This is a genomic window from Geobacillus vulcani PSS1, from assembly GCF_000733845.1.
GTDB classification, from domain to species: domain Bacteria; phylum Bacillota; class Bacilli; order Bacillales; family Anoxybacillaceae; genus Geobacillus; species Geobacillus vulcani.
In genome coordinates this window covers 558020-580836 of the sequence record NZ_JPOI01000001.1, presented here as the reverse complement: position 1 = coordinate 580836, position 22817 = coordinate 558020, and the positions used below count along the sequence as shown (strand labels likewise).

Annotated in this window: 16 protein-coding genes and 1 riboswitch; of the genes, 8 read left to right on the top strand and 8 right to left on the bottom strand. The window is 53.3% G+C overall.

Translation table 11 applies throughout. The annotated features are described in order from the left end of the window. The first annotated feature begins 4 nt into the window (after positions 1–4). Together N685_RS0103250 and N685_RS0103245 are read left to right on the top strand one after the other, a co-directional pair. Positions 5–1522: a SpoIIE family protein phosphatase gene (locus N685_RS0103250; RefSeq protein ID WP_031405826.1), complete on the top strand. Its 1518-nt coding sequence runs from the start codon at positions 5–7 to the stop codon at positions 1520–1522. 303 nt (positions 1523–1825) lie between these two features. Continuing rightward, entirely contained in the window at positions 1826–2239 is a 414-nt protein-coding gene (locus N685_RS0103245) for an RDD family protein (RefSeq protein WP_031405824.1), read from the top strand. Between the two features lie 40 nt (positions 2240–2279). Here the strand turns inward: N685_RS0103245 and N685_RS0103240 are convergent, their stop codons facing one another. From N685_RS0103240 to N685_RS0103215, 6 genes are all read right to left on the bottom strand, one after another. Then, the gene (locus tag N685_RS0103240; protein ID WP_031405822.1) at positions 2280–3485 is read right to left on the bottom strand and encodes a type III PLP-dependent enzyme; all 1206 of its coding nucleotides are present in this window, start codon (positions 3483–3485) and stop codon (positions 2280–2282) included. Further along, a complete protein-coding gene (locus N685_RS0103235; RefSeq protein WP_031405819.1) occupies positions 3473–4711 on the bottom strand; it encodes an MFS transporter in 1239 nt (412 codons plus the stop codon). Before N685_RS0103235 ends, N685_RS0103240 begins: the two co-directional genes overlap by 13 nt. 15 nt (positions 4712–4726) lie before the next feature. Next, complete coding sequence (locus tag N685_RS0103230; protein WP_051870790.1) at positions 4727–6730, bottom strand: IucA/IucC family protein; 2004 nt, start codon at positions 6728–6730, stop codon at positions 4727–4729. Continuing rightward, on the bottom strand, positions 6727–8655 hold the full coding sequence (locus N685_RS0103225; RefSeq protein ID WP_031405815.1) for an IucA/IucC family protein: 1929 nt from the start codon (positions 8653–8655) through the stop codon (positions 6727–6729). The genes N685_RS0103230 and N685_RS0103225 overlap by 4 nt, the downstream gene beginning before the upstream one ends. Before the next feature lie 269 nt (positions 8656–8924). Then, entirely contained in the window at positions 8925–9092 is a 168-nt protein-coding gene (locus N685_RS19460; RefSeq protein ID WP_156961373.1) for a hypothetical protein, read from the bottom strand. A gap of 237 nt (positions 9093–9329) precedes the next feature. Then, the gene (locus tag N685_RS0103215; RefSeq protein WP_031405814.1) at positions 9330–10466 is read right to left on the bottom strand and encodes an IS110 family RNA-guided transposase; all 1137 of its coding nucleotides are present in this window, start codon (positions 10464–10466) and stop codon (positions 9330–9332) included. Positions 10467–10999: 533 nt separating this feature from the next. Here N685_RS0103215 and N685_RS0103210 point away from each other — a divergent pair. From N685_RS0103210 to N685_RS0103185, 6 genes are all read left to right on the top strand, one after another. Then, complete coding sequence (locus N685_RS0103210) at positions 11000–12253, top strand: methyl-accepting chemotaxis protein (RefSeq protein WP_031405812.1); 1254 nt, start codon at positions 11000–11002, stop codon at positions 12251–12253. Positions 12254–12388: 135 nt separating this feature from the next. Then, positions 12389–12502, top strand: a riboswitch (TPP riboswitch). Positions 12503–12676: 174 nt separating this feature from the next. Then, a complete protein-coding gene (gene thiC / locus N685_RS0103205) occupies positions 12677–14365 on the top strand; it encodes a phosphomethylpyrimidine synthase ThiC (protein ID WP_031405810.1) in 1689 nt (562 codons plus the stop codon). Positions 14366–15245: 880 nt separating this feature from the next. After that, positions 15246–16424 (top strand): aminotransferase class I/II-fold pyridoxal phosphate-dependent enzyme, encoded by a 1179-nt coding sequence (locus N685_RS0103200; protein WP_156961372.1) that lies wholly within the window; start codon positions 15246–15248, stop codon positions 16422–16424. Continuing rightward, the gene (locus N685_RS0103195; protein ID WP_031405806.1) at positions 16421–18076 is read left to right on the top strand and encodes a thiamine pyrophosphate-binding protein; all 1656 of its coding nucleotides are present in this window, start codon (positions 16421–16423) and stop codon (positions 18074–18076) included. The genes N685_RS0103200 and N685_RS0103195 overlap by 4 nt, the downstream gene beginning before the upstream one ends. 71 nt (positions 18077–18147) lie before the next feature. Then, complete coding sequence (locus tag N685_RS0103190; RefSeq protein ID WP_031405803.1) at positions 18148–19629, top strand: aldehyde dehydrogenase family protein; 1482 nt, start codon at positions 18148–18150, stop codon at positions 19627–19629. A gap of 157 nt (positions 19630–19786) precedes the next feature. Then, the gene (locus tag N685_RS0103185; protein WP_031405801.1) at positions 19787–20944 is read left to right on the top strand and encodes a saccharopine dehydrogenase family protein; all 1158 of its coding nucleotides are present in this window, start codon (positions 19787–19789) and stop codon (positions 20942–20944) included. 212 nt (positions 20945–21156) lie between these two features. Here N685_RS0103185 and N685_RS0103180 read toward each other — a convergent pair whose 3' ends face one another. Further along, positions 21157–22251: an MFS transporter gene (locus N685_RS0103180; RefSeq protein WP_237746867.1), complete on the bottom strand. Its 1095-nt coding sequence runs from the start codon at positions 22249–22251 to the stop codon at positions 21157–21159. 80 nt (positions 22252–22331) lie between these two features. Then, positions 22332–22805, bottom strand: a complete 474-nt coding sequence (locus tag N685_RS0103175) for a (2Fe-2S)-binding protein (RefSeq protein ID WP_031405798.1) — start codon at positions 22803–22805, stop codon at positions 22332–22334. Between the last annotated feature and the right edge of the window lie 12 nt (positions 22806–22817).

The following is a 22817-nucleotide window of genomic DNA, read 5'->3' as shown; positions in this document are numbered from 1 at the left end:
TTCTATGGTGGATGGGTTTTGGGAATCTGTTCAACGCTATGATCACCTCGCGTGGCGGGAGTTGCTTCTCAGCTTGGAAAAAATGAATGTGTTCGTTGGGCCGGGCGATTATGTGTATTGGCTCGCAGCGCCGGAACAAAGGCGTCTCTTGTTCATCTCGTCATCATGTGAGCAGCTGTACGGTTTGCCTCCGGACGACTTTTACCGAGATCAAGACATCTGGGCAAAAGTGTCCTATCCGGATGACCGCGCCAAGGCGGAACGAAAATGGTCGCTTCTTTCAGGGGCGGATGCAGGTGCCCAAACGTATCGCATCATCAATCAGCGGGATGGTTCCGTCCGCTGGGTGCTTGAACGGACGTTTCCTGTGCTTAGTCCATTCGGGGAAGTGAGGCTCGTCAGCGGGGTTGTCGCTGATCTGACAGAAGCAAAGCGAAACGAGAATGAACGGCAGCTCGCTGAACAAGTGTACAAAGCTATGGAACAGGCGATGCTGGTAACCGATGGCCAATTTATCGTTCAGTTTGTGAATCCAGCATTCACAAAACTAACAGGCCATGGTGTAGAGATTGTTGGTCAGCCGTTGCATACGCTTTACGCGGGTTATTACGAAGCCTGGCTTTACGAGGTGGTTCAAGCGGGAACTGGGGAATGGAGGGGAAAGGTGCGTTGGCGGCGGAAAAACGGTTCGGTTTATGTCAGGAAGACGACGGTGCGAGCTGTGCCCGGCCATGATGGAGGAATCGCTTTTTACTTGTTTTTATTTGCCAATCCGACTTATGAGAACCCATACGCCGCATCGATGAAAGATGACTTGCGGCTCGCCCGCGAGGTGCAAAAGCGTGTGTTGAGCAAGCCGCTGTCGGCCAAAGGAATTCAGATTGCCGGGATGTACATCCCATCGCGGGAGCTGGGTGGCGATATGTACGCTTGGTATCCGATCGACAAGCAGCGGTACGGCATTTTTTTAATGGATGTGATGGGGCATGGGGCAGCAGCTTCGCTCATTTGCATGTCGGTTCGCTCACTCTTAAACGGCGTCATCCGCAAAGGGATCGTTCCGGCGGAAGTGTTTCGCGAGTTGAACCGCCATATGCGCCAGTTGTACCATGAAAACGGGCGAATGACGTATTATTTCACCGCTGTGTATGTTCTTGTGGATGTCGGGGAACGGATGATTGAATATGCATCAGCCGGCCATCCGCCAGGGTTTTTGTTCCAATCGGACGGGACGGTGGCGGAGCTGGATCGCGGCTGTGCGCCGATCGGATTGCTTCCGCATCTTTTTGTCGACAGCGGTCGGTTGTGCTACGAGCCGGGGGCGACGCTTGTGCTGTATTCCGACGGGGCGATTGAAGGGGGAACGGGATCCGTTCGGCAAAAGATCGAGGCGCTTCGCGACGCGCTGGCGCCGCATATTTTATTGGACGAACAGGTGCTTTTGGACTATCTGCGCTGCCATTTTGCGCAAAAAGGTCCGCTTCGGGACGATTTTTCGGTGGTGGTGGCCAAGCTTGGCTGAATGAGGGCCCCGCCTGCCTATATCCGGCTGTCGGCTCGTTTTACAAGTACTTTTTTGTTCGGATGAAACGGCATGGCAGTCAAGTTGGCCTCCCTCAAAGGGGAGGCGGTTACAAAAGTGGCCTTTTGCCCTATTCCCTTTTAATTATTTTGAAAAGACGGGCAAATTAACTCCTGTTTCCTTATATGGAGATAAATACAAAAACAATGGTATAGATTCCTTTCCACAATTTAGGTTAAAATAAAGACAATTACGCTATTGATGGCGAATACAATATAGAAAAGGCACGAGGAGGGAAGATCGATGGCGGTGACGAATCCGGCTGGATTTTGGAAGCGGCTGTTGGCGAATTTGTTGGACGCCATTGTTGTGGGTATTCCAATTTCGCTTGTCGGCTATTGGATCACGGGCAGTTGGGAAACGAACTGGTTTACATCGTTAGCGAACATCCTGTACGCGTTAATCGTTCCGGTTGTCTGGTATGGATATACGGTGGGCAAGCGGATGCTTGGCATTCGAATTGCGAAGGTGAATGGCGGCAAAGTCGGCCTCGGCACGATGTTTTTGCGTTCATTTGTCGGTGGACTGGTTTATTTTGTTACTTTTGGAATCGGTCTTATTATTAGTGCGATTATGGTAGCTGCAAGAGAAGACAAACGGTCGATTCACGATTTTATCGCCGGGACGTATGTGACAACAGAAAAACCGACGGTGTAAACAAGGAAACGAGCGGGCTTCCAAATGGAGGCCCGCTGTTTTAGGTTGACGAATCAAGGTAAATAAATTCCGGGTGCGGGTGGCTTAAAAAATCATGATGGGAAATGTCCCAGCCGTAGGCGCCGGCACAGCGGAACAGCACGATGTCGCCGACGCGCAGACGGTCGCAAGGCACATCCCGAGCCAATACATCGTTTGGCGTGCACAACTCGCCGGTTAACGTCACCCGTTCATTGAACAAAAATGGGCGGTCCAACGGGTAAGGCCATTTGTCGATCGGAATGATGAGAAACGGATGGTTCATTTTCCAAGCTGCCGGCAGCCGGAGATGGTGGGTGCCGCCGCGGAGAATCGCAAAATACGTTCCGTAATTGTTTTTCAGATCGAGCACTTCTGCAGCGTAATATCCGCTATGAGCGGTGATAAAACGGCCAAGCTCGAAAATGACGGTCCAATGCCGGGAAGCGCGGCGGCGCAGCAGAAAGTTTAGCTCTTTGGCAAACCAATCCCAGTGAAACTGCCGGTCCGGATCGCTGTAATGGACGCCGATTCCTCCTCCAACGTTTACTGTGGAAAACCGCCGCCCGTACGTCATTTCCGCTTGCGCGACAAATGACAGGCACGTTTCGATAAAAGAAAGATGGGCTTGCTCGTCGGTATGATTGGACATCGAATGAAAATGGAATCCTTGTAGATCCACAGATGGAAGTGCCAGCGCTATATGGATGGCTTCGGCGATGTGCCGTTCGTCGATGCCAAATTGGGTCGGTTTTCCCGCCATACGCAATGTGGCGCCTGAGGCAGCTTGGCGTAAATTGACTCGCAAGAGCACGCGCGCGGTTGTTTGCCGATCGGCAGCGATCCAGCTGAGCCGCTGCAATTCCCAAAGGCTTTCGACATGAATAAGAGCCACGCGCTCCTCGAGTGCTGCGATAAGTTCTTCATCCGTTTTTCCTGGCCCACCGAAAAGGACCGGCGCATCGGCAAACAGGCGGCGGACTTTTTGCAGCTCGCCGCCTGAGGCGACTTCAAAACCGGCGACATGCGGCGCGACCGTTCGCAAGATCCGCTCATCCGCGTTCGCTTTCACGGCGTAAAAGAGCCGGACGGAAGGGGGGAGCGAGGCGGACAAGCTCGCTGTATGGACGCGGAGGTTGTCTAAGTCATATACATAGGCGCAAAGCGGGGACCGCTGTTTGGTCTTGTGGCTCACGATCGTTTGAATGACAGTATTCAATCGTTCCATGTTCGTCCTCCTGTGGAGATGTTCCATAGTTCTTTTCGCCGCCAAAAGGCAAGGACGCAAAGCAGGCAAAGCCATCCCATCGCATAGCCAGCGACTTTCGCTCCAACATACTCGGCAAGAGTCGTCAGCAAAAGGGTGCCGAGCGGGATGAAGCCGCGGTCCATTAAGGCGATGCTCATGATCCGCCCGCGCAGCTGATCCGGAACGGTCAACTGGATGGCCAGGCGGCATAGCGTCCGATACAGCTGCCCGGTCAGCCCGGCCAGTGCCATGGCAGCTAAGCAAAGCAGCCAATGTTCAAATAAGACGATCCATAGAAGCAACGATAAAGAGAAAGCGAGCAAAGAGATGATGAGCCATTTGCCGATCGCCTCGACCGGCCGGAAGGAAAGCCAAGTCGTGCCAAGCAATGCCCCGGCGGATGAGACAGAAAGCAGCAAGGCGAAATCCCCGGCATCGCCGTTGGCCAACGCGTCAACAAGAAGCGGGGTGACCGCCGAATAGGCAAAGCCAAACGTCATCGGAATGATTGAAAGAAGAAGCAGCGCCCGAACGAGCGGGGTGCGCTTGATGTAACAGATCGCCTCCCCTTTGCCGCTGTTGGTCGGACGCGCAGCTGGACGGCGGGGGCGGCTCTCTTCTAATGACAATACAGCAAAAGCTGCGATAACGAGCATCGCGCTGTAGATGATAAGCAGTAAAACGCCGCCGAGTGAAGAGAGCCCCCATCCGGCCATTGCTGGGCCGATGATTTTCCCGATGTGAAGAGCGGCGGTATGCAGTGAAATGGCGCTCGAGAGTGCCGCGCCTGGAACAAGATCAGCGATATACGCATTGCGCACCGCCGTCTCAATGGCCATAAAAACCGAACGGACGAAGACAGCGGCAAGCAGCCAAATGAGGGAGGACGGCTCATGCAACAGCCAGGCGATCGCCAAAGTAGATCCTGCCATGCCAAGCAAGGAGGCGGCCAGCACTTGGCGACGCGGAAGGCGGTCAGCGAGCATCCCGCCGAGCCAGCTGAATAGAAAAATCGGCAGCAGCCGGCAAACGTTGAGAACGCCGAGGTCGAGCGGCGAGCGGGAAAGCTGCAGCACGGCCCAGTTTAAGACGATGAAATCAGCCCACTCCCCGATGCGCGCCGGCAGCGTTCCGCCCCAATAAATCCGGAACGGGCGCCAAAATAATGCGAAGGAAGGGGACGGTTTTTTCGATGTCAGAAGCATATCGATTTCCCCTTATTAGCTTGTTGCTAGCGGATTCGGCACGGAAACGAAACAATATGTCTTCGCCTCTGGCTGCAGCCGCATTTTTGTCAACGCCTTATGGTCGACAAACGGCCGGTATAAAGCCTCGCGGTCTTCGTCCACCGCGAACGTTAGGCTCGGGTCTTTCGCCAATTCGGCAAACACCGCATCACATTGGCGGCGGACGCACGCCCAGCCTTGTTCCTCGGCGATGCCCCAGCGGCGGCTGATGTGCCGGATGATTTCGCCAAACTGATTTTGAAAGACTGTATAAAACACTTTGTTTTGTGCTTCTCGCAAATCATCTGTAATCGTGATGGAACCGGGACGGACATCGATATGGAATCCTTGGCGTTCAAGGCGCGGCCGGTACAAACGAATGCCGCCCCAGTCGCGAAACAGCAATTTTGTTGGTTTTCCTTGCCGGAAAACGGGAACGGTATTTTGTAAGTGTCCTTCCAGGCCAATGCCGTACTTGACGAGCAACGTTAGAAAGCCACGGACGGCGATGACGGCGTATTCGCGAAGAAAGGAAAGCGCCGTTTCTTGAGATGATGGGCGGCCGATTCCCTTGGCATATGCCTCAATCATATCGTTGATAATCGGCTGGCCGCTAAATGGAGATGGGGCATATAAAGCGGTGCCGGTAATGGCGATTTCCCCTTCATCGATCAAGCGATCCAGCCCTTCCCGATAAATAACCGATAAGTTCCGTGCTTTATTTGGATCTTTGGAGCGGAACGAGCAGCCGCCAATTTCACAAACAGGAAGAAAGATAGCGGACAAGCCCCTCTCTCTTTCCAAAATGGCGCGAAACAGCCGGCTGTATGTTGCGCCGTTGTTGGCTGACTGGGGGGAAATGGACCTGACCGTCGAGGTCATTTGACTATGGACGGCCGTCTTTATATACAGCGGCGCTTCTTTCGCCAAAACGGTTCGGAACGAGGCGGTCGCCTGCGTTGGGATCACCGCTCCTTCGATCAGCCAAAGGCGGCCGTCGTCCAATTCCTCGCGATAGACGTTCGGAAGGACATGTTCGTATTGCCAAGGATGGACAGGCACGAGCACATAGTCTTCCAGCCTCTTGTCCGCTTCCCGAAAGCGTTCGGCAACCAGGCCGCGCAGCGCCGGAAAATGGTCGAACAAGAAGGTGTTCGGATCCTCATATCCGTCAAAATGGAAATCGCACAAATTGCGTCGGACGGCGACGATCCGCAGCTGCGGTTGACCCCCAAACTCCGCCGAGTAAGCCAATACGTCTTTAGGGGACATCGGCAGTTTCGTTTTGGCGCCCGGATGGAGATGATGCCCTTCAATGCAAAGTTGCTCGAAAAACAGCGCCGGGCAAAACGATGGATCGCTTTGTCGTTGTTCGATATAGGTGAACAAGTTGTCCGCTTCCTTGCGCATCGTTTGGCATTCCTTTTCAAAATGCCAATAAGCCAACGCCAAGTTGGCGGTTCCGTTTTCCAATTCTTTCGCCAGCTGCGCCCATGCTTGTTCCTCGCCGGCCGCTTTGATGAGCGGCGTTAGCAGCGAAAGGAAGGAAAGGGCGTCCCGCACCGTTTGGATGCCTTCGCCGACCGAAATGACCTCTTCGCCGATGTCGCATTGGCGGAAAGCGGATTCGCCGCGGATCGGGATCAGCAAACATTGGCCGGGGGCAACGGGGAACAATTTATACATGATCCCTTCTTGCAAGTGGGCGGCCGGCAGCTGGCGGACAGCCGGTTCCCATTCCGGCGTCAGCCCGTGCCAGTTCGTGATATACACTGAGCCGATCACTTGCAAGTTGTAGGAACGGGAGTATAGACCGAATACGTCTTCCCGCAGCAACGCAGCTACGGTTCGTTGCAAGATCGTCGTCCGCGCCCGCATGACATGGTGGACATAAGCGGACAGATGTTCAGGAAATCGTTTTTCGATGAACTCGGCGCATTCTTCTTCGTATGGATAAAGGATGATATCAGCTGTCCGGAGGGATAAACGCGTATTCATCGTTCCCATTCCTCCCTTTTCCATTTGGCCAGCGGATTGGCCGTTTCAATGAAATGGTTGCGAAGATCATCCGTTAAGCGCATAGCAACGAGCGCTTTCATCGGCAGCACCGGGGAAAAGAGCGCTTCGCGATCTTGTTTTACCTGTTCTTTGATTTCGCTGTCGCGGGCGAGCCAAGCGAATGCCTCTTCGATCACGTCGGCCAGCGTCTGCCAAAAGAGCGGTTCCTCAACAGAGAATGTGCGAGACAAGCAGGCGGTCAGCTCGCCGAGATGGTTGTGAATGACAGCATGGGTGAACGTATGCCGCAACTCGTTGAGATCGGCTGTCACGACGCTTGACGGCGCGAGCTCGTCAAGCGGATAGCGATGGCGACGAAAGCGGCCGGAATGAAGGCGAATGCCCCCTAAATCGCGAACTTGCATCGCTTGAGGCACGCCGCGGCGAAAGACAGGGACGCTGTTTTGCAAGTGGGCTTCAAGACTGATTCCGTACTTGCATAAAAGAACGAGCAGCGGCGGAATGAGCACTTCCGCATATTGACGGAAAAATGACACAGCCGCCTCACGCATGGAGCTTGCCGCTTGATCGGCCGCATATTCCTGGACAAGTTCAGCTGCCACGGGTTTGCCGCTTAGGAAAGACGGAGAAAGAAGCGCCACCGCCGGCAACGCGATCTCTCCTTCGGACAGTCCGCGTTCCGGATTGTCTCGGACGATGGCCGAGAGTTGTTTGCCCAGGGCCGCTGCCTCCTCGTCCGTTCGGCCGTGAGGCAAGAAGCAGATGCCTGCCTTTTCACTGACGATCCGAAAGCGGGGAGCGAGCCGTTCTTTTGTGAGCACATCGGCCAGCCATGCCGATAATCGCGGCCCATTGGCTGCCGCCGCCAGGGATACAGTGCGGATGGCACTTGTCATTTGCACGTTGACCGGCGTTTTCAAATGATCGCCGGAAGCGCCGGGAACCATGAACGTCCGCACAGAAACGAGCGGATAAGCCGGCAGTACGCCGCCATCGATCGGAACGATGGTTTGTGCGGCCAGCTCGTTTTGGAAACGCTGTTGGATGACGTGCTTCCATTGCCATGGATGAACGGGGATGACGTCGTATTCGCATTCAGACAGGCCGTATGTCCGCAACGCGTTTTGTACAACGGACTGCAACGTTTCATCTTGTTCGTAAACCCAATCTGCCATCCGTCCGTAGGAAAAGGAAACAAAACGGCAATGGCTGCGATGCACCGCCAGCAAGGGGAGAGAGACGTTGGCTTCCCATTCCGGCGAATACTCAATCATATCTTGGACGCTGAAACCAAGCCTTGTTTTGGCGCACGGATGTAGCGTATGTCCGTCAATGACCGCCTGTTCATAAAAGACGAGCGGACTGAACGGCCGCGGCTGAGCGCGCACCCACTCGAGCGAAGAGGAGCACTTCCCGTAGGCGTCGCGCCGCCGGCTTCTTCGCCGCTCGGCCGCGGCTTGGACAAGCGCGTCATTAATTACGCTGTTGGCGATTTCGGCGCAAAATCCGCTCCAGTTTGGCGCGGAACCGATGAGCCCTTCGCTCCGAAGAAGCTCGAGCAGCTCCAAAGGAGAGGAGAGGGGGGTTCGCTCCTTTCCGTCGAGCAGCCAAAGATGCGCGACGACAAATTGACCGAGGTTGAACCGTTCCGTTATCGCCGCTTTGATCTGTTTTGTCCCGGAAAGTGGGATGAAAAGCTCCCATTCTTCCCCCGCACACTTCCAGATGACCCGGTCAAGGGGAATAAGCCGTTCGCGAATGAGCGCCTGTAGCAGCCGGCCGGCGATGCGTCGCCGGCTATTTGGCAAAATAGACAAAAACAAACGAGCCAGCGACGGATCAATCGTTTGTAAAGACTGATATGTTTTTTCTTCCTCATCAAGAAAGAGGCGGATCGAATGCAAGGGGACCCCTCCATTTGATAACGATTATCAATATCGTTAAATATCATAATATAAATGATTATCATTTTCAATAGAGGGATAAAAAATAGTCTTTCCGTCCAAGAGATAGGGAGGGGAGTAAGAAAAACTGGTTAGTTCGATTTATGGGAGGAAGAATTATAAAGGTTCCGCCTCAGAAGTCGGTAATTTAAAGGAAAAACGTTCTAGCGAGGGGGGGTCGCTAATGAATGAACAACCTTTCCACGCGTTTATGAATCAACGATTTTAATTTACGAAAACTTGACAAAGTCATCGTTTTCTTGGTTGAATAAGCTCCCGTTTTGTTCTTCAAACGCATTGACGTTCGTCCATTTGATCGGCTCAGCTTGCGTGGCCGTCCAAGGGGAGAATGCCAACAAACTGAAGGCAAGTGCCCCGCCAATCATCTTCCTATTCATGGATGATCCTCCATTCTATTGATCTCGTAAATGAATATTTATAACATAATTTCTGTTTTAATCCAATTCCCTTTTGCTAGCAATAGAATTTTTCCGTGAAAATCCCCACCACTGGGTGAGTGCTGTATACGCTCCTGATCCGTGTGGGTATACTGAAAATGGCCAAAGAAGGCAATAGGAAAGCAGAGGTGCCCCATTTTCGGGCATCTCGTATCATCCGGCTGCCTGTTGGCTATACTAAATGAGTTGTGGTTGGCGGAACGACTCTTTGCGGGAGATCATGCAAAAGATGATCACCAACATTCGTCGAGCCGTGGCGATGAGGGCTTTTTTCTTCCCGCATCGGGCCGCCAACGACCAAAATTTTCGGGACAAGGGATGTGTCTTGGATCGAGCTGCTGACCATGCCGCCTCGCATAACGCTGATCGAAGATGGGGATTGCCTTTGGTGGTGCGCGTGCTCTTTCGCTTTCCGGCGCTTTCATGGTTGCCGGGGGACAACCCCGTCCATGAAGCCGCCCGTTCCGGCGTTTCAAAGACGCTCATGTCGGTTCCCATCTCGGCGATGATGACGGCGGCGGTTTGTTTTTTGATTCCAGGCATGGTCATCAGTAAGTCCACTTCCTCCCGATACGGCTCGAGCAGGCGGTCGATGTGCTGGTCGACTTCTTCGATGAGCCGCTCGCATTCCTCCACGTGTTTCCACAAGAGGCGAAGGAGACAGAGCTCATGTTCGGTCAAGGTGCCCAGCAGCGAATCGTACACCGCCTGCTTTTTCGTTTTGAGCCTGCCGCGCAGGCATTGATCCAGCTCGTCCTTGTCCACGTATCCCTTCTCGAGCAGCCGGGCAAGGATGTTTCGTCCGGAAACGCCGAAGAGATCCGAGAGGACGGAGCCCAGCTTGACATTGGAAGACTCCAGCACTTTTTGAATCCGGTTTTTCTCTGAACTCAACTGTCCGACCCACTTTTTGCGCAGGCGGGTAAAATCCCGCAGTTCACGAATCGGCGCTGGGGGGACGAAACTTTTTTCAATGAGTCTATGGCGGAGCAGCTTGGCGATCCACTCGGCGTCAGAGACATCGGTTTTTCTTCCCGGGACATTTTTGATCCGCTGCGGATTGGCCAAAGTCAAGTCGACATAGCCCTCGAGGAAGGCAAAGACCGGTTTCCAATACACGCCGGTGGATTCCATGGCGACATGGGTGACCCCATGGTCTTCGAGCCACTCGAGCAGGTCGCCAAGCCCTTTCGAGAACGTTGAGAACGTTTGGATCTCCTTTTGAATCTCCCCCTCTTCTTCCCATAGGGCACAAGCGACAATAGTTTCGGTATGAACATCCAATCCTGCGCAGCGAGGATAGATGACATCCATGATGAAACGCCTCCTTTTCGATGATGGAGTGCGCAAACAGCGAATCCACGGGAGACATGCGGCAGTTTTCCGTTCGTCGTCACCTTTCCTCTATCACAGGAAAGGGCGGACAATGGGTGGTGCACCCAGTGGATTCAAACACTTTTCCGTACAGGGTCTAAGCCACCATTAAGCATAACGTCCTGTTGAACTGTTTGCGCCTATTCTTCATTATGGGAAGAAAAGGGGGATTTTCATCCCCGGGTGGAGGGCAGATCGTGCTGCCCATGGATCTTTTCCATGTGAAAAATGTGTCCAAGCTGCTGAGAACAATGAATAAATATAACGTTTTTGCTGCTCACTCGATAAGTGAGATTCGAGGAGGGGATAAAACCTTGGTATAATAACATTTTCTGATACTTTTACTGAACTCCTGTCATATAAAGGATGTTCGGTTGGGCGATAAAGCAGGAAAACCAACGCAAGTTGACGAATATATCAAGTCTATGACGACGACAAAACTGTTTGCACGATAGAAAAAGGAGGAGAATGGATTGTCGTTAAGCGCTTATATCATTCGCACAATGTTCGTTGTCATTCCTGGCACAGCGGCGATCGGCCTTGCCACATGCTTGGTCAACGGCATTCGCGGCGCGGCATTTTGGTGGACGCTTGTTGCTACGGTGCTGTTTGGCGCGATGCTCGGCTTCGTTTCGGCAACGCTCAATTACCGGCGGTTTGTTGCCCCGATTGCTGTTATTAATGAACATTTAGGCAAGATGACAGGCGGAGATTTGACGGTACGCGTACCGCTTGATCGCGTGCAGCAGCTGCGGCCGATTGCGGCGTCGTTAAACGATATGGCAGACGCTTGGCAAAGTGTGATGAGGCAAATCCAACATCATGCCGAAGAGGTAGCGCAATATTCTCAGCATCTTGCTGCTGTTGCTGAACAGACGACGAAAGCGACAGAGCAAATTGCGACAACGATGGAAACGCTTGCGACAGGCGCGGAGGAGCAGGCCGATGCTGTCCGCACCAACGCCGCGTCCGTGCATGATATTTCTAAAACATTGAGCGACGTCGCTTGCCTTACGAAAGATGTGGCGCACCGGGCCGAGAAAACGTCGGAGAAAGCTGAGGATGGCAAGCAATCGATTGGGCAAATGTCCGAGCAAATGCGGTTCATTTATGATCATGTGCAAACGCTCGGCCAGTTGGTGAAAGGTCTTGGGGAGCGCTCCAATGAGATTGGACAGATTACGGAAGCGATCACTGGCATTGCGTCGCAGACGAATTTGTTGGCGCTCAATGCGGCGATCGAAGCGGCGCGCGCCGGTGAGCAAGGGAAAGGGTTTGCGGTCGTCGCAGATGAAGTGCGGAAGCTCGCAGAACAATCCGCTCGTTCAGCTCAACAAATTTCCGAACTGATTGTTTATATTCAAGAAGAAACGAAACGGGCGGTTGCATCCACTGAACAGGTGATCGCTGAGGTGGCAAAAGGATTAAACGTTGCGGCGGTCTGCGGCCAATCATTTGCCCATATTCGCCAGGAAATCGGTCAAGTGAGTGAACAAATTGGACAAGTATCGTCCGCTATTGAGCAAATGACAGCGCATGCTCGTCAAGTAAATGATGCACTCCAACAAATGACCCATATTGTCGAACAGTCAGCGTCCGGTGCGGCCAACGTATCGGCAGCGACGCAGGAACAAATGGCTTCCGTCGAGGAAATCGCCTCTTCGTCGACATCGCTCGGTCAGATGGCGGACGAGATGCGGGCCATGCTGAAGAAATTTTCTGTGTGAGTGAGGAACAGGACGCTTTCTCCGAGAAAGAGGGGCTTGCAAACGACGTGTGGGAGCCAACGTTTGGAACAAAATGGTTTGCATCTTTGACAATGGACTGATAAAATAAAAAAAGTCAGGCATCATTGTTATACGCTTATCTGCTAGGGGAGTCCGAGAGCCGGGCTGAGAAAAGAACGCGATGAAGTTCTTTGACCCTTTGAACCTGATCTGGGTCATGCCAGCGTAGGGAAGCAGGCAGCGGGAATAGATGGACGTAGACGTATATCTTGTCCATTTGGCCTTTTGCCTTCGATCAGGTTCCGATGTCGGAACCTGTTTTTATTTTCGATTGGCCGCCATCACTGATTCTCGTGTTTGCCCCTCTTCAGACGGTGTGGCTTCAGATCTGATCTTCATTTTATGTTGAAAGGGGAGCCACGCATGGAAAACATCCGCTCGTTTATGTCGTTTCCGGAAAGCCGCAAAGTGTACATCGAAGGGTCGCGCCCGGATGTGCGCGTGCCGATGAGAGAGATTGCCTTGTCGCCAACGAAAACGCCACAAGGAATGGTGGAAAACAAACCGGTGCGTGTGTACGATACGACGGGCCCGTATACGGATCCCGATTTTGAACCGGACGTAGAAAAAGGCTTGCCTCCTCTTCGCCGCCGCTGGATTGTCGAGCGCGGGGATGTGGAGGAAATGGAGCGGCCTTCTGTTGCCATCCAACGTCCGCTTCCGTTTGTGCGCCGTCCATTAAGGGCGAAGACTGGAAAAACCGTGACACAAATGCATTACGCCAAACGGGGGATCATTACGCCAGAAATGGAGTTTGTCGCGATTCGTGAACAAATCGATCCAGAAATTGTCCGCCAAGAAGTCGCCGCTGGTCGGGCCATTATTCCAGCCAATATTAACCATCCAGAGAGCGAACCAATGATCATTGGCCGTCGTTTCCATGTAAAAATTAATGCCAATATCGGCAACTCGGCTGTTTCTTCATCGATTGAAGATGAAGTGGAAAAATTGCTTTGGGCGGTGCGTTGGGGCGCCGATACGGTGATGGACTTATCGACAGGCAAACACATTCATGAAACGCGCGAGTACATCATCCGCAATTCGCCGGTCCCAGTGGGAACGGTGCCGATTTATCAGGCGCTCGAAAAGGTAGGAGGGGTGCCGGAGAAGCTGACATGGGACGTGTACCGCGAGACGCTCATCGAGCAAGCCGAGCAAGGAGTTGACTACATGACGATCCACGCCGGCGTGCGTCTTCATTACATTCCGCTCACCGCCAACCGGACGACCGGCATCGTCTCGCGCGGCGGCTCGATCATCGCCCAATGGTGTCTCGCCCACCATGAAGAAAACTTTTTGTATACGCATTTTGAAGACATTTGCGAAATTTTGAAACAATACGATGTCGCGATCTCCCTTGGCGACGGCTTGCGCCCCGGTTCTATCGCCGATGCGAACGATGAGGCCCAATTTGCCGAACTGGAGACGCTCGGCGAGCTGACGAAAATCGCCTGGAAGCATGATGTGCAAGTGATGATCGAAGGGCCAGGACACATTCCGATGCATAAAATTCGCGAAAATGTCGAGCGGGAACAGGAAATTTGCCATGGGGCGCCGTTTTATACGTTAGGGCCGCTGGTCACCGACATCGCACCCGGGTATGACCATATTACATCAGCCATTGGCGCCGCCATCATTGGCGCTTATGGAACGGCGATGCTTTGTTACGTAACGCCTAAAGAACATTTAGGGCTGCCGAATAAAGAGGACGTACGCGCCGGGGTCGTGGCCTATAAAATCGCGGCCCACGCGGCTGATCTGGCGAAAGGGCATCCAGCTGCCCAGCAGCGCGACGATGCGCTCTCGAAGGCGCGCTTTGAATTTCGCTGGAACGATCAGTTCAACTTATCGCTTGATCCGGAACGGGCCCGCGAGTACCATGATGAAACATTGCCGGCTGAGGCGGCGAAGACAGCCCATTTTTGTTCGATGTGCGGACCGAAGTTTTGCTCGATGAACATTTCTCATGAATTGCAACGGAAAATCAAAGAGGAAGGGATGAAAGAAAAAGCGAAACAATTTGTTCAGCAAGGGTCGTCGCTGTATCAATGACAAGAAGGGGCTGCGCTGCTCGAAATAGGTAAATAAGGATATGGAAGTTCGATCAACAGAAAAAGCATGAGCTGGAAAACGCTCGGGTGCTGATCGAAGCAGTGGAAGGGGGCGAACGTTCGTCGCCCCCTTGTTTGTCCTGCAAATCGGTGCGTCTCCTCATTAACGTAAATTAGGAGAGGTTGTTCCAAAAGGATCAGGATTTCCTTATGTTATTACCGTATGTAGGCATAAAACAATCATGAAGAAATGACAGGTGGTGTTTTGCTTCAGGAAAAACAACCTTTTGGGTCAGTCTTAGGTTCATAATACATATAAAATATATAATTTTCAAAAAATATATTTACAAATCATTTCAAATCGATTATGATAATGGCATAAGGTACAAATTTCTAGTCATAGAATGATCATGCGGGGAAAACTGCGCAGTCTATTGCGGCGCCTTCGCCGGCGTTTTGCTTCCATAGACAGCGGCCAGTTGCGTCATCGAACCGTGGATGATGCCGGCCGCTTCTTTTTATGGCGAAAGGGGCGGTTTTCAGAAGGTTGATCGCGTCTTTCTAGCACTAGAAGGTTGGCAAAAAACGATGGGTTCCGTCAACTCGATGTTTCTCGTAAGAGAGAAAAGCAGATTTTGAAAGATTGCTCAATTTGATACATTCCGTGGTCGGGCTGCATCTCCTGCAAAATCACTGACCTTCTAGTGAAAAAACATAATCATTTCCCCAGCATCAACCGATTTCCGAGAAAAAGGATTTTGATGATGTCTTTATTTTGGGAAATCTGTTTGTATTGTAGGCAGCCTCTTGAAAGTGAAACGGGCATGAGGGCGATGGGCGCGCGCATAAACTGAAACGAAGGCCCATGAGGAGGGATGGGATTGAACACATTTTCCGATATTGTGCAGACGATGCCGCCATATTTGTTCTCCCGATTTCAGAAGAAAAAAGAAGAACTGCTAAAGCTCGGGGTCGATGTCATTGATTTAGGGATCGGCGCCCCCGATTTGCCGCCTCCTTCCTTTGTCATCGAAACATTGAAAGAAGCGCTTGATGTACCGGAGCACTATACGTATTCGCCATATGGCGGCTGCAGGGAGTACCGGGAAGCGGTCGCGCGTTTTTATGAACGGGAATATGGCGTCAAGCTCGATCCGGAGACCGAGGTGTTGGCGTTAATCGGCTCAAAAGAAGGAATCGTCCATTTGCTGCAAGCCGTTCTCAATCCCGGCGAGCTCGCCTTAGTGCCTGATCCGGGCTATCCCGTTTACCGGACGGCTGTCCATTTTGCCCGTGGACAGAGTCTATCGCTTCCGCTCGATGCGCAACATGGTTATATTCCCCGGTTTGATGCGCTTCCTTCGTCTGTTTATGACCAAGCGAAAATCATGTTTCTCAATTATCCGAGCAATCCGACGGCCGCCACTGCTGATTTGGATGTATTTGCCGAAGCCGTTTCACTTGCCCGTCAGCACCAGATGTTCATTGCTCATGATGCGGCCTACTCGTTCGTGACGTTTGCCGGTTTTCAGGCACCGAGCATTTTGCAGGTGGACGGGGCAAAGGAAGTGGCGGTGGAATTTGGATCGTTGTCCAAAAGCTATAACATGGCCGGTTGCCGCATCGGATATGTGGTCGGAAATCGTGACATGATTCGAGCGCTTTCGGTGATCAAAAGCAACACAGACACATGTCAGTTTATTCCGATTCAGAAAGCAGCGGTGGCTGCTTTGACGAACGGACGGACGTTTATTCGAGAAAATAGCCGCATTTATGAACAACGCATGAATATGATGGTCGAGAAACTCCGAGAATTGGGCATCGACGTGCAGCGTCCGAAAGCGACCTTTTTCTTGTGGGTTCCCGTTTGCGACGGATACTCGTCCGAGCAGTTTGCCGCCAAACTGCTGGAAGAAGCGGGGGTCATTGTAACACCAGGAACAGCGTTTGGATCCGCCGGGGAAGGGTATGTCCGCGTATCGCTGTCAGCGCCGATGGAGCGTCTGCAGCAAGCCGTTGAACGATGGAAGCACGTGGATTGGGGGGAATCGGCGCCATGAAGCGAACGATACATCACATCAGGGTGGCTCAAGCCATCGTTGAATGTCTAAAACAGGAACAGATCCGTCATGTGTTTGGTGTGCCGGGGGAAAGTTATTTGCCGTTGCTTGATGCCATCTACGATGAGCCGTCCATCGAATTCATCTCCACCCGCCATGAGGGGGGAGCCTCGTTTATGGCGGAAGGATATGCGAAAGCGTCACGGAAGTGCGGCGTCGTGCTGGCCACACGAGCGGTTGGTGGGGCGAACTTGGCGATCGGCGTCCATACCGCGAGGCAAGATTCCACTCCGATGGTCGTGTTTTTGGGGCAAGTGAACAGCCGCTTCCTAGGGCGTGAAGGATTTCAGGAAGTCGATATGGAAGCGTTTTTTCGACCGATCGCAAAATGGGCGGTTGAAATTCACGAAGCCGAGCGGGTGCCCGAGCTGGTGCAACGGGCGTTTCGCATGGCGAAAACAGGACGGCCCGGCCCCGTCGTCGTTTCACTGCCAGAAGATCTATTTTCCAAAACGATAACGGAAGCGGTGCTGGCCGAGACCCATGCACCGAAACCGGCTCCAAGGCAAGAAGATATACGGAACATCCAAGAGCGCCTTGAGCGCGCCCAACGGCCGCTCGTGATTGCCGGCGGCGGTGTCAAATGGTCGGGGGCGGAGCCGTTGCTGCGCTTGTGGGCGGAAAAGTATTCACTTCCGGTGATGGCGGCGTTCCGGAGGCATGATGTGTTTCCCCACAACCATCCGTGCTATGTCGGCCACCTAGGCCTAGGGGCGCCGAAAGAGGTCATGGAAACGGCCGAGCAGGCCGATGTGGTGATTGCGTTGGGGACGCGGCTGTCGGAAGTGACGACGCAAGATTACCGTTTGCTATCTCCAACGCAGACGCTGATTCATATCGATATCGACAGCGATGGGTTCGGAAAAGTGTATGCACCGGATATCGCGGTTTGGGCTGATTGTCGGGAAGCGCTGTCCCGTTTGCTCGATCTCGCGGTGCGGCCGTCTTGGCAAGAATGGGTGGCTGAACGGAGGAAACGGTACGAACAAACGGCCGCGTTGCCGCTTGAAAAACGAAATCTTCATGAAGCGGTCATGGCGAGTTTAGGGCGTCATTTGCCGAAAAATGCGGTCATTACGAACGATGCCGGGAATTTCGCCGGTTGGCTTCATGCCTTTTTCCCGTTTGGGGATGGACACACGTACATCGGTCCGACGTCTGGAGCGATGGGATATGGCATGCCGGCTGCCATTGGCGCCAAACTGGCCTTTCCTGACCGGACTGTCGTTTCTTTATCCGGGGACGGCGGTTTTATGATGACGGTGCAGGAGTTGGAAACAGCCGCACGATACGATATTCCGATCATCAGCATTGTGTTTAACAATCATATGTACGGCACCATCCGCATGCATCAAGAACTGCAGTTTCCGGGGCGGGTCATCGGCACCGATTTAGGCCGCGTGTCGTTTGCCCGGTTGGCAGAATGCTTGAACAGCCGCGGATTCCAAGTGCAGACGGAACAACAGTTCACGGAAGCGCTTCTGTTGGCGTTTGAAGCCAAGAAGCCGACGGTGATTGAAGTGTTGACCGATCCGGACCACATTTCGGTGGCGGCAACGATCCAAGACTTGCGGGCCAAGAGGAAGTCCTGACGATCATCACCCGGCGTTCAATGTATAAATTATCTTAATAAATCATCTAGAAAAAATGGGGGGAGTATACAGTGAAAATCCAAAATTATATCAATGGAGAATGGAAGGAGCCAAGCACCGGGCAATTTGCGCCGGTGATCAATCCGGCGACAGGGGAAACGATTGCCGAGGTGGCGATGTCTGGTCCAAACGATATCGATGAAGCGGTTCAGGCAGCCAAAGAAGCGCAAAAACGGTGGGCGCTCGTGCCGGCGCCAAAACGCGCGGAAGTTTTATATAGAGTCGGGATGTTGCTAAAGGAGCGGAAAGAACAGTTGGCTCGGCTGTTGACGATGGAAATGGGCAAAGTGATTGAGGAAGCGCGCGGCGAAGTGCAGGAAGGCATTGATATGGCGTTTTACATGGCTGGGGAAGGCCGCCGACTGTTTGGTGATACGACGCCGTCTGAACTGAAGGACAAATTTGCCATGAGCGTCCGCGTGCCGGTTGGAGTGGTCGGCATCATCACACCATGGAATTTCCCTATTGCCATCGCCACTTGGAAATCATTCCCGGCGATTGTTGCCGGCAATGCGGTCGTGTGGAAGCCGGCTCCCGAGACGCCGATCATGGCGCAGGAGTTGGCTCGCATTTTTGAAGAAGCGGGCTTGCCGCCGGGAGTGTTTCATGTTGTCCATGGCGACGGGCCGACAGCTGGCAATGCGCTCGTCGAACATCCGGATGTCAAGGTCATCTCGTTTACCGGATCGAATGAAGTCGGGCGGATGATTGCGGAAAAATGTGGACGGCTGTTGAAAAAAGTTTCGCTTGAAATGGGAGGAAAAAACGCTGTCATTGTGATGGATGATGCTGATTTGACATTGGCGGTGGACGGCATCATCTGGAGTGCATTCGGTACATCAGGCCAGCGGTGCACGGCGTGCAGCCGGGTCATTGTCCATGAGCGGGTGAAACAGGAGCTTGAACGGCGTCTGCTTGAAGCCGTGAAAACATTGAGAATTGGCAACGGGCTCGATGAAACGGTCAAAGTCGGACCCGTCATCCACGAAGAGGCGCTGCAAAAAATTGACCGCTACGTGCGTATTGGCGTAGAAGAAGGAGCGAAGCTGCTTGTGGGCGGTTATATATTGCGTGAAGGCGACTATGCGCACGGCTTTTACTACGCACCGACGATTTTCACCGATGTCACGCCGAATATGCGCATCGCCCGCGAAGAAATTTTTGGCCCGGTCGTGTCGATCATTTCCGTCCGCAGTTTGGACGAAGCGATCGCCGTCAACAACAGCGTCGATTATGGGCTGTCAAGCGCGATTTTCACACGCGATGTTAATAACGTGTTTCGAGCGATGCGCGATTTGGACACCGGCATTGTGTATGTCAACGCCGGCACAACGGGAGCGGAAATTCATTTGCCGTTTGGCGGCACGAAAGGGACGGGCAACGGCCATCGCGACTCCGGCGTCGCTGCGCTTGACGTATTCACCGAATGGCGGAGCATTTATGTCGATTTCAGCGGCAGGCTGCAGCGGGCGCAAATCGATACTGGAGATTGAACCGGGATGTCGCTTGCAAGATGGTCGGGGAAAGAGAAGAAAAAATCAACACCAAACACGTGTGGCGAACTGAAGCAACGGCCGCAACAAGGATGCGAAACAAGCGGCTGCCATGTGAGCGTATGGCAAAGAATCGGTGACGGAGGGGGAAAGAACGATGAAAGTGCTTGTGCTTGGAGCGGGGTTGATGGGCAAAGAAGCAGCGCGCGATTTAGTGCAAAGCCCAGACGTTGAGGCGGTGACGTTGGCTGATGTTGATTTAGCTAAGGCAGAGCAGACGGTGCGGCAGCTTCATTCCGAGAAGCTTGCCGCCGTGCGGGTGGACGCTGGCGATCAACAGCAGCTGTCGGCTTGCATGAAAGGGCACGATGTGGTGGTCAATGCCTTGTTTTACCAATTTAACGAAACGGTGGCGAAAACGGCCATTGCAGCTGGCGTCCATTCTGTCGATTTAGGCGGCCATATCGGCCATATCACCGACCGGGTGCTTGAGCTGCATGAACAAGCCCAAGCTGCTGGTGTGACCATCATCCCTGACCTTGGCGTCGCACCGGGAATGATCAACATTTTATCCGGTTATGGGGCGAGTCAACTCGATGAGGTGGAATCCATCTTGTTGTATGTTGGCGGCATTCCCGTCCGTCCTGAACCGCCGCTGGAGTACAACCATGTGTTTTCACTCGAGGGGCTGCTTGACCATTACACGGATCCAGCCTTGATTATCCGCAACGGCCAAAAGCAGGAAGTGCCGTCCCTTTCGGAAGTCGAGCCGATTTATTTCGACCGGTTCGGGCCGCTTGAAGCGTTTCACACCTCAGGCGGGACGTCGACGCTCTCGCGTTCGTTTCCGAACTTGAAGCGGCTCGAGTACAAAACGATCCGCTACCGCGGCCATGCAGAAAAATGCAAGCTGCTTGTCGATTTGAACTTGACGCGCAACGATGTAGAAGTCGAGGTCAATGGATGCAAAGTCAAGCCGCGCGACGTGCTGCTTTCCGTCCTAAAGCCGCTTCTTGATTTGAAAGGAAAAGATGATGTGGTGTTGCTCCGAGTCATCGTCGGCGGTCGGAAAGACGGAAAGGAAACAGTGCTTGAATACGAAACCGTCACGTTCAATGACCGCGAAAACAAGGTGACGGCGATGGCGCGCACGACGGCTTACACCATTTCCGCTGTCGCTCAGCTCATCGGCCGCGGGGTGATTACAAAGCGCGGCGTCTATCCGCCGGAGCAAATCGTTCCGGGGGATGTGTATATGGACGAGATGAAAAAACGCGGCGTCCTCATCAGCGAGAAGCGGACGGTTCATAGCTGAAAAGGCGGCGCCATAAGTAGGAGGATGGAAGAAGTTTCGTGAAAAAGGGCAATGTCTCGCCATTGCGTGCGGAGCAGACAACGCCACCGCAGCATGCTCAAAATGATCGTGGCTGGAAAGCGAGTTGTGAACAACGCCCGTTCCAGACGGAGACGGGCGTTTTCCGAGTTTTATATAGACGCGAAACGGCCGTTGTCGCCTGCTTTTCACGGTTATGCCGTTTTGGTTGCCGAAGTCTCCCGCTTGCGCCAGGCAAGGAACAGGAAGGCGATGAGCGCCAGCGCCATGGCCACCATAAACGGCGCTTTCGCGGAAATGGCATGGCCGATGACGCCGGACAGCACGGGGGCGATGGCCGCTCCGAGCCAGCGGACGAAGTTGTACATGCCGGAAGTGACGCCGCGTTCATACGGCGATGTTTCCATCACGTAGCTTGTGAACAAGGCGTTGTTTACGCCGGATACAAGACCTGACAAAATGATCAAGACGATCATCAACCAAGTTGGCTGAGCGACGGCCAACAGCAGCAGCAACACCGCAAACAGCAATAAGCTGTACGGCAATAGATGTTTCGGTTCATGGCTTTCCTCCAGCCGATGAGCCAGCACCGCCGAACCGTAGGCGAGGCAAAGCCCCCAGCCGAAGAAGACGAGGCCGATTTGAATGGCGGATAAGCGAATGATGAGCGGCGAATAGGCTAGGACAACGAAAAAGCCGTAATAGTAAAGCATGCCGCCCACCGCCCCTTTCAAAAACGGCGGAAAGGCGAGCAGACGCCGCATTTCTTGCCACCCGGCCGCCTTTTTTGGTTTTCCTTTATTCGGATCGTACACAAACAAGGCGACAAGCAAAAAGGCGATAAAAATGAGCACGCTCGTGCCGAGAAACGGGTAGTGCCATGAATGTTGGCCAAGCAGCCCCCCGATGAGCGGGCCGCCGGCCATCCCGAGGCCGATCGCCGCCTCATACAAGCCGACAGCCGTGCTCGCCTGCGGTGTTAAGGCGATTAACAAGGTCATGGCGGTCGCAAAAAACGTGGCATTGCCAAGCCCCCACCCGGCGCGGAAGAGGGATAATTGCGGGATATTCGCCGCAAAGCCGCACAATAATGAGAAAATCGTGACAAGGCCAAGTCCGATCACCATCATTTGTTTATCGCCGACGCGGCTGACGACGAGGCCAACCGGAATCATCATGACGGCCATCGTAAAAATGTAGGCGGTAAACAGCATTTCCACTTGCCAATGGGTTGCGCCGCGATGATAAACGCTCCTACGGAGGAGCGAAATCTGAGCTGTCTTGGCCAACTTCTCTCACTTCTTCCTAGGATCGCTTGCTTTGCCTATTGCTCGAGGTGGAGATTTCTGTCGAAAATGAGGCTAACGCGTCATGCTTGTTTTTTAGCTTCAAGCACTTCTTTGATTGCTGCTTCAATTTCTTGATAGCTTGTGCAGCGGCAAATGTTCGATTCGAGCCATTCTTGAATCATCGCGTCATCGGCATCCGGATGCCGCTCGATGAGCGCCTGAGCGTTCATGATGAAGCCCGGTGTGCAATAGCCGCACTGAAAAGCGAAATGGCGGACGAAAGCGTGTTGTATGGGGGCATCATCCAGCCCTTCGATCGTCGTGATCGGTTTGCCGACCGTTTCCATCGCGAGCATCATGCATGACTTGATCGGCATGCCATCGACTAAGACGGTGCAGGCTCCGCAGTCACCGTTTAGACAACCCGGTTTGGCGCCGGTCAGCCCAAGATGATCGCGCAAAACAAACAGCAGCGTCTCGGCTTGGCGGATGACGACGGTTCGTTGCTCCCCGTTAATGTGCAACACAAGCTCCCGCTTTGTTGTTTCTTCCATGTGTATATGTGG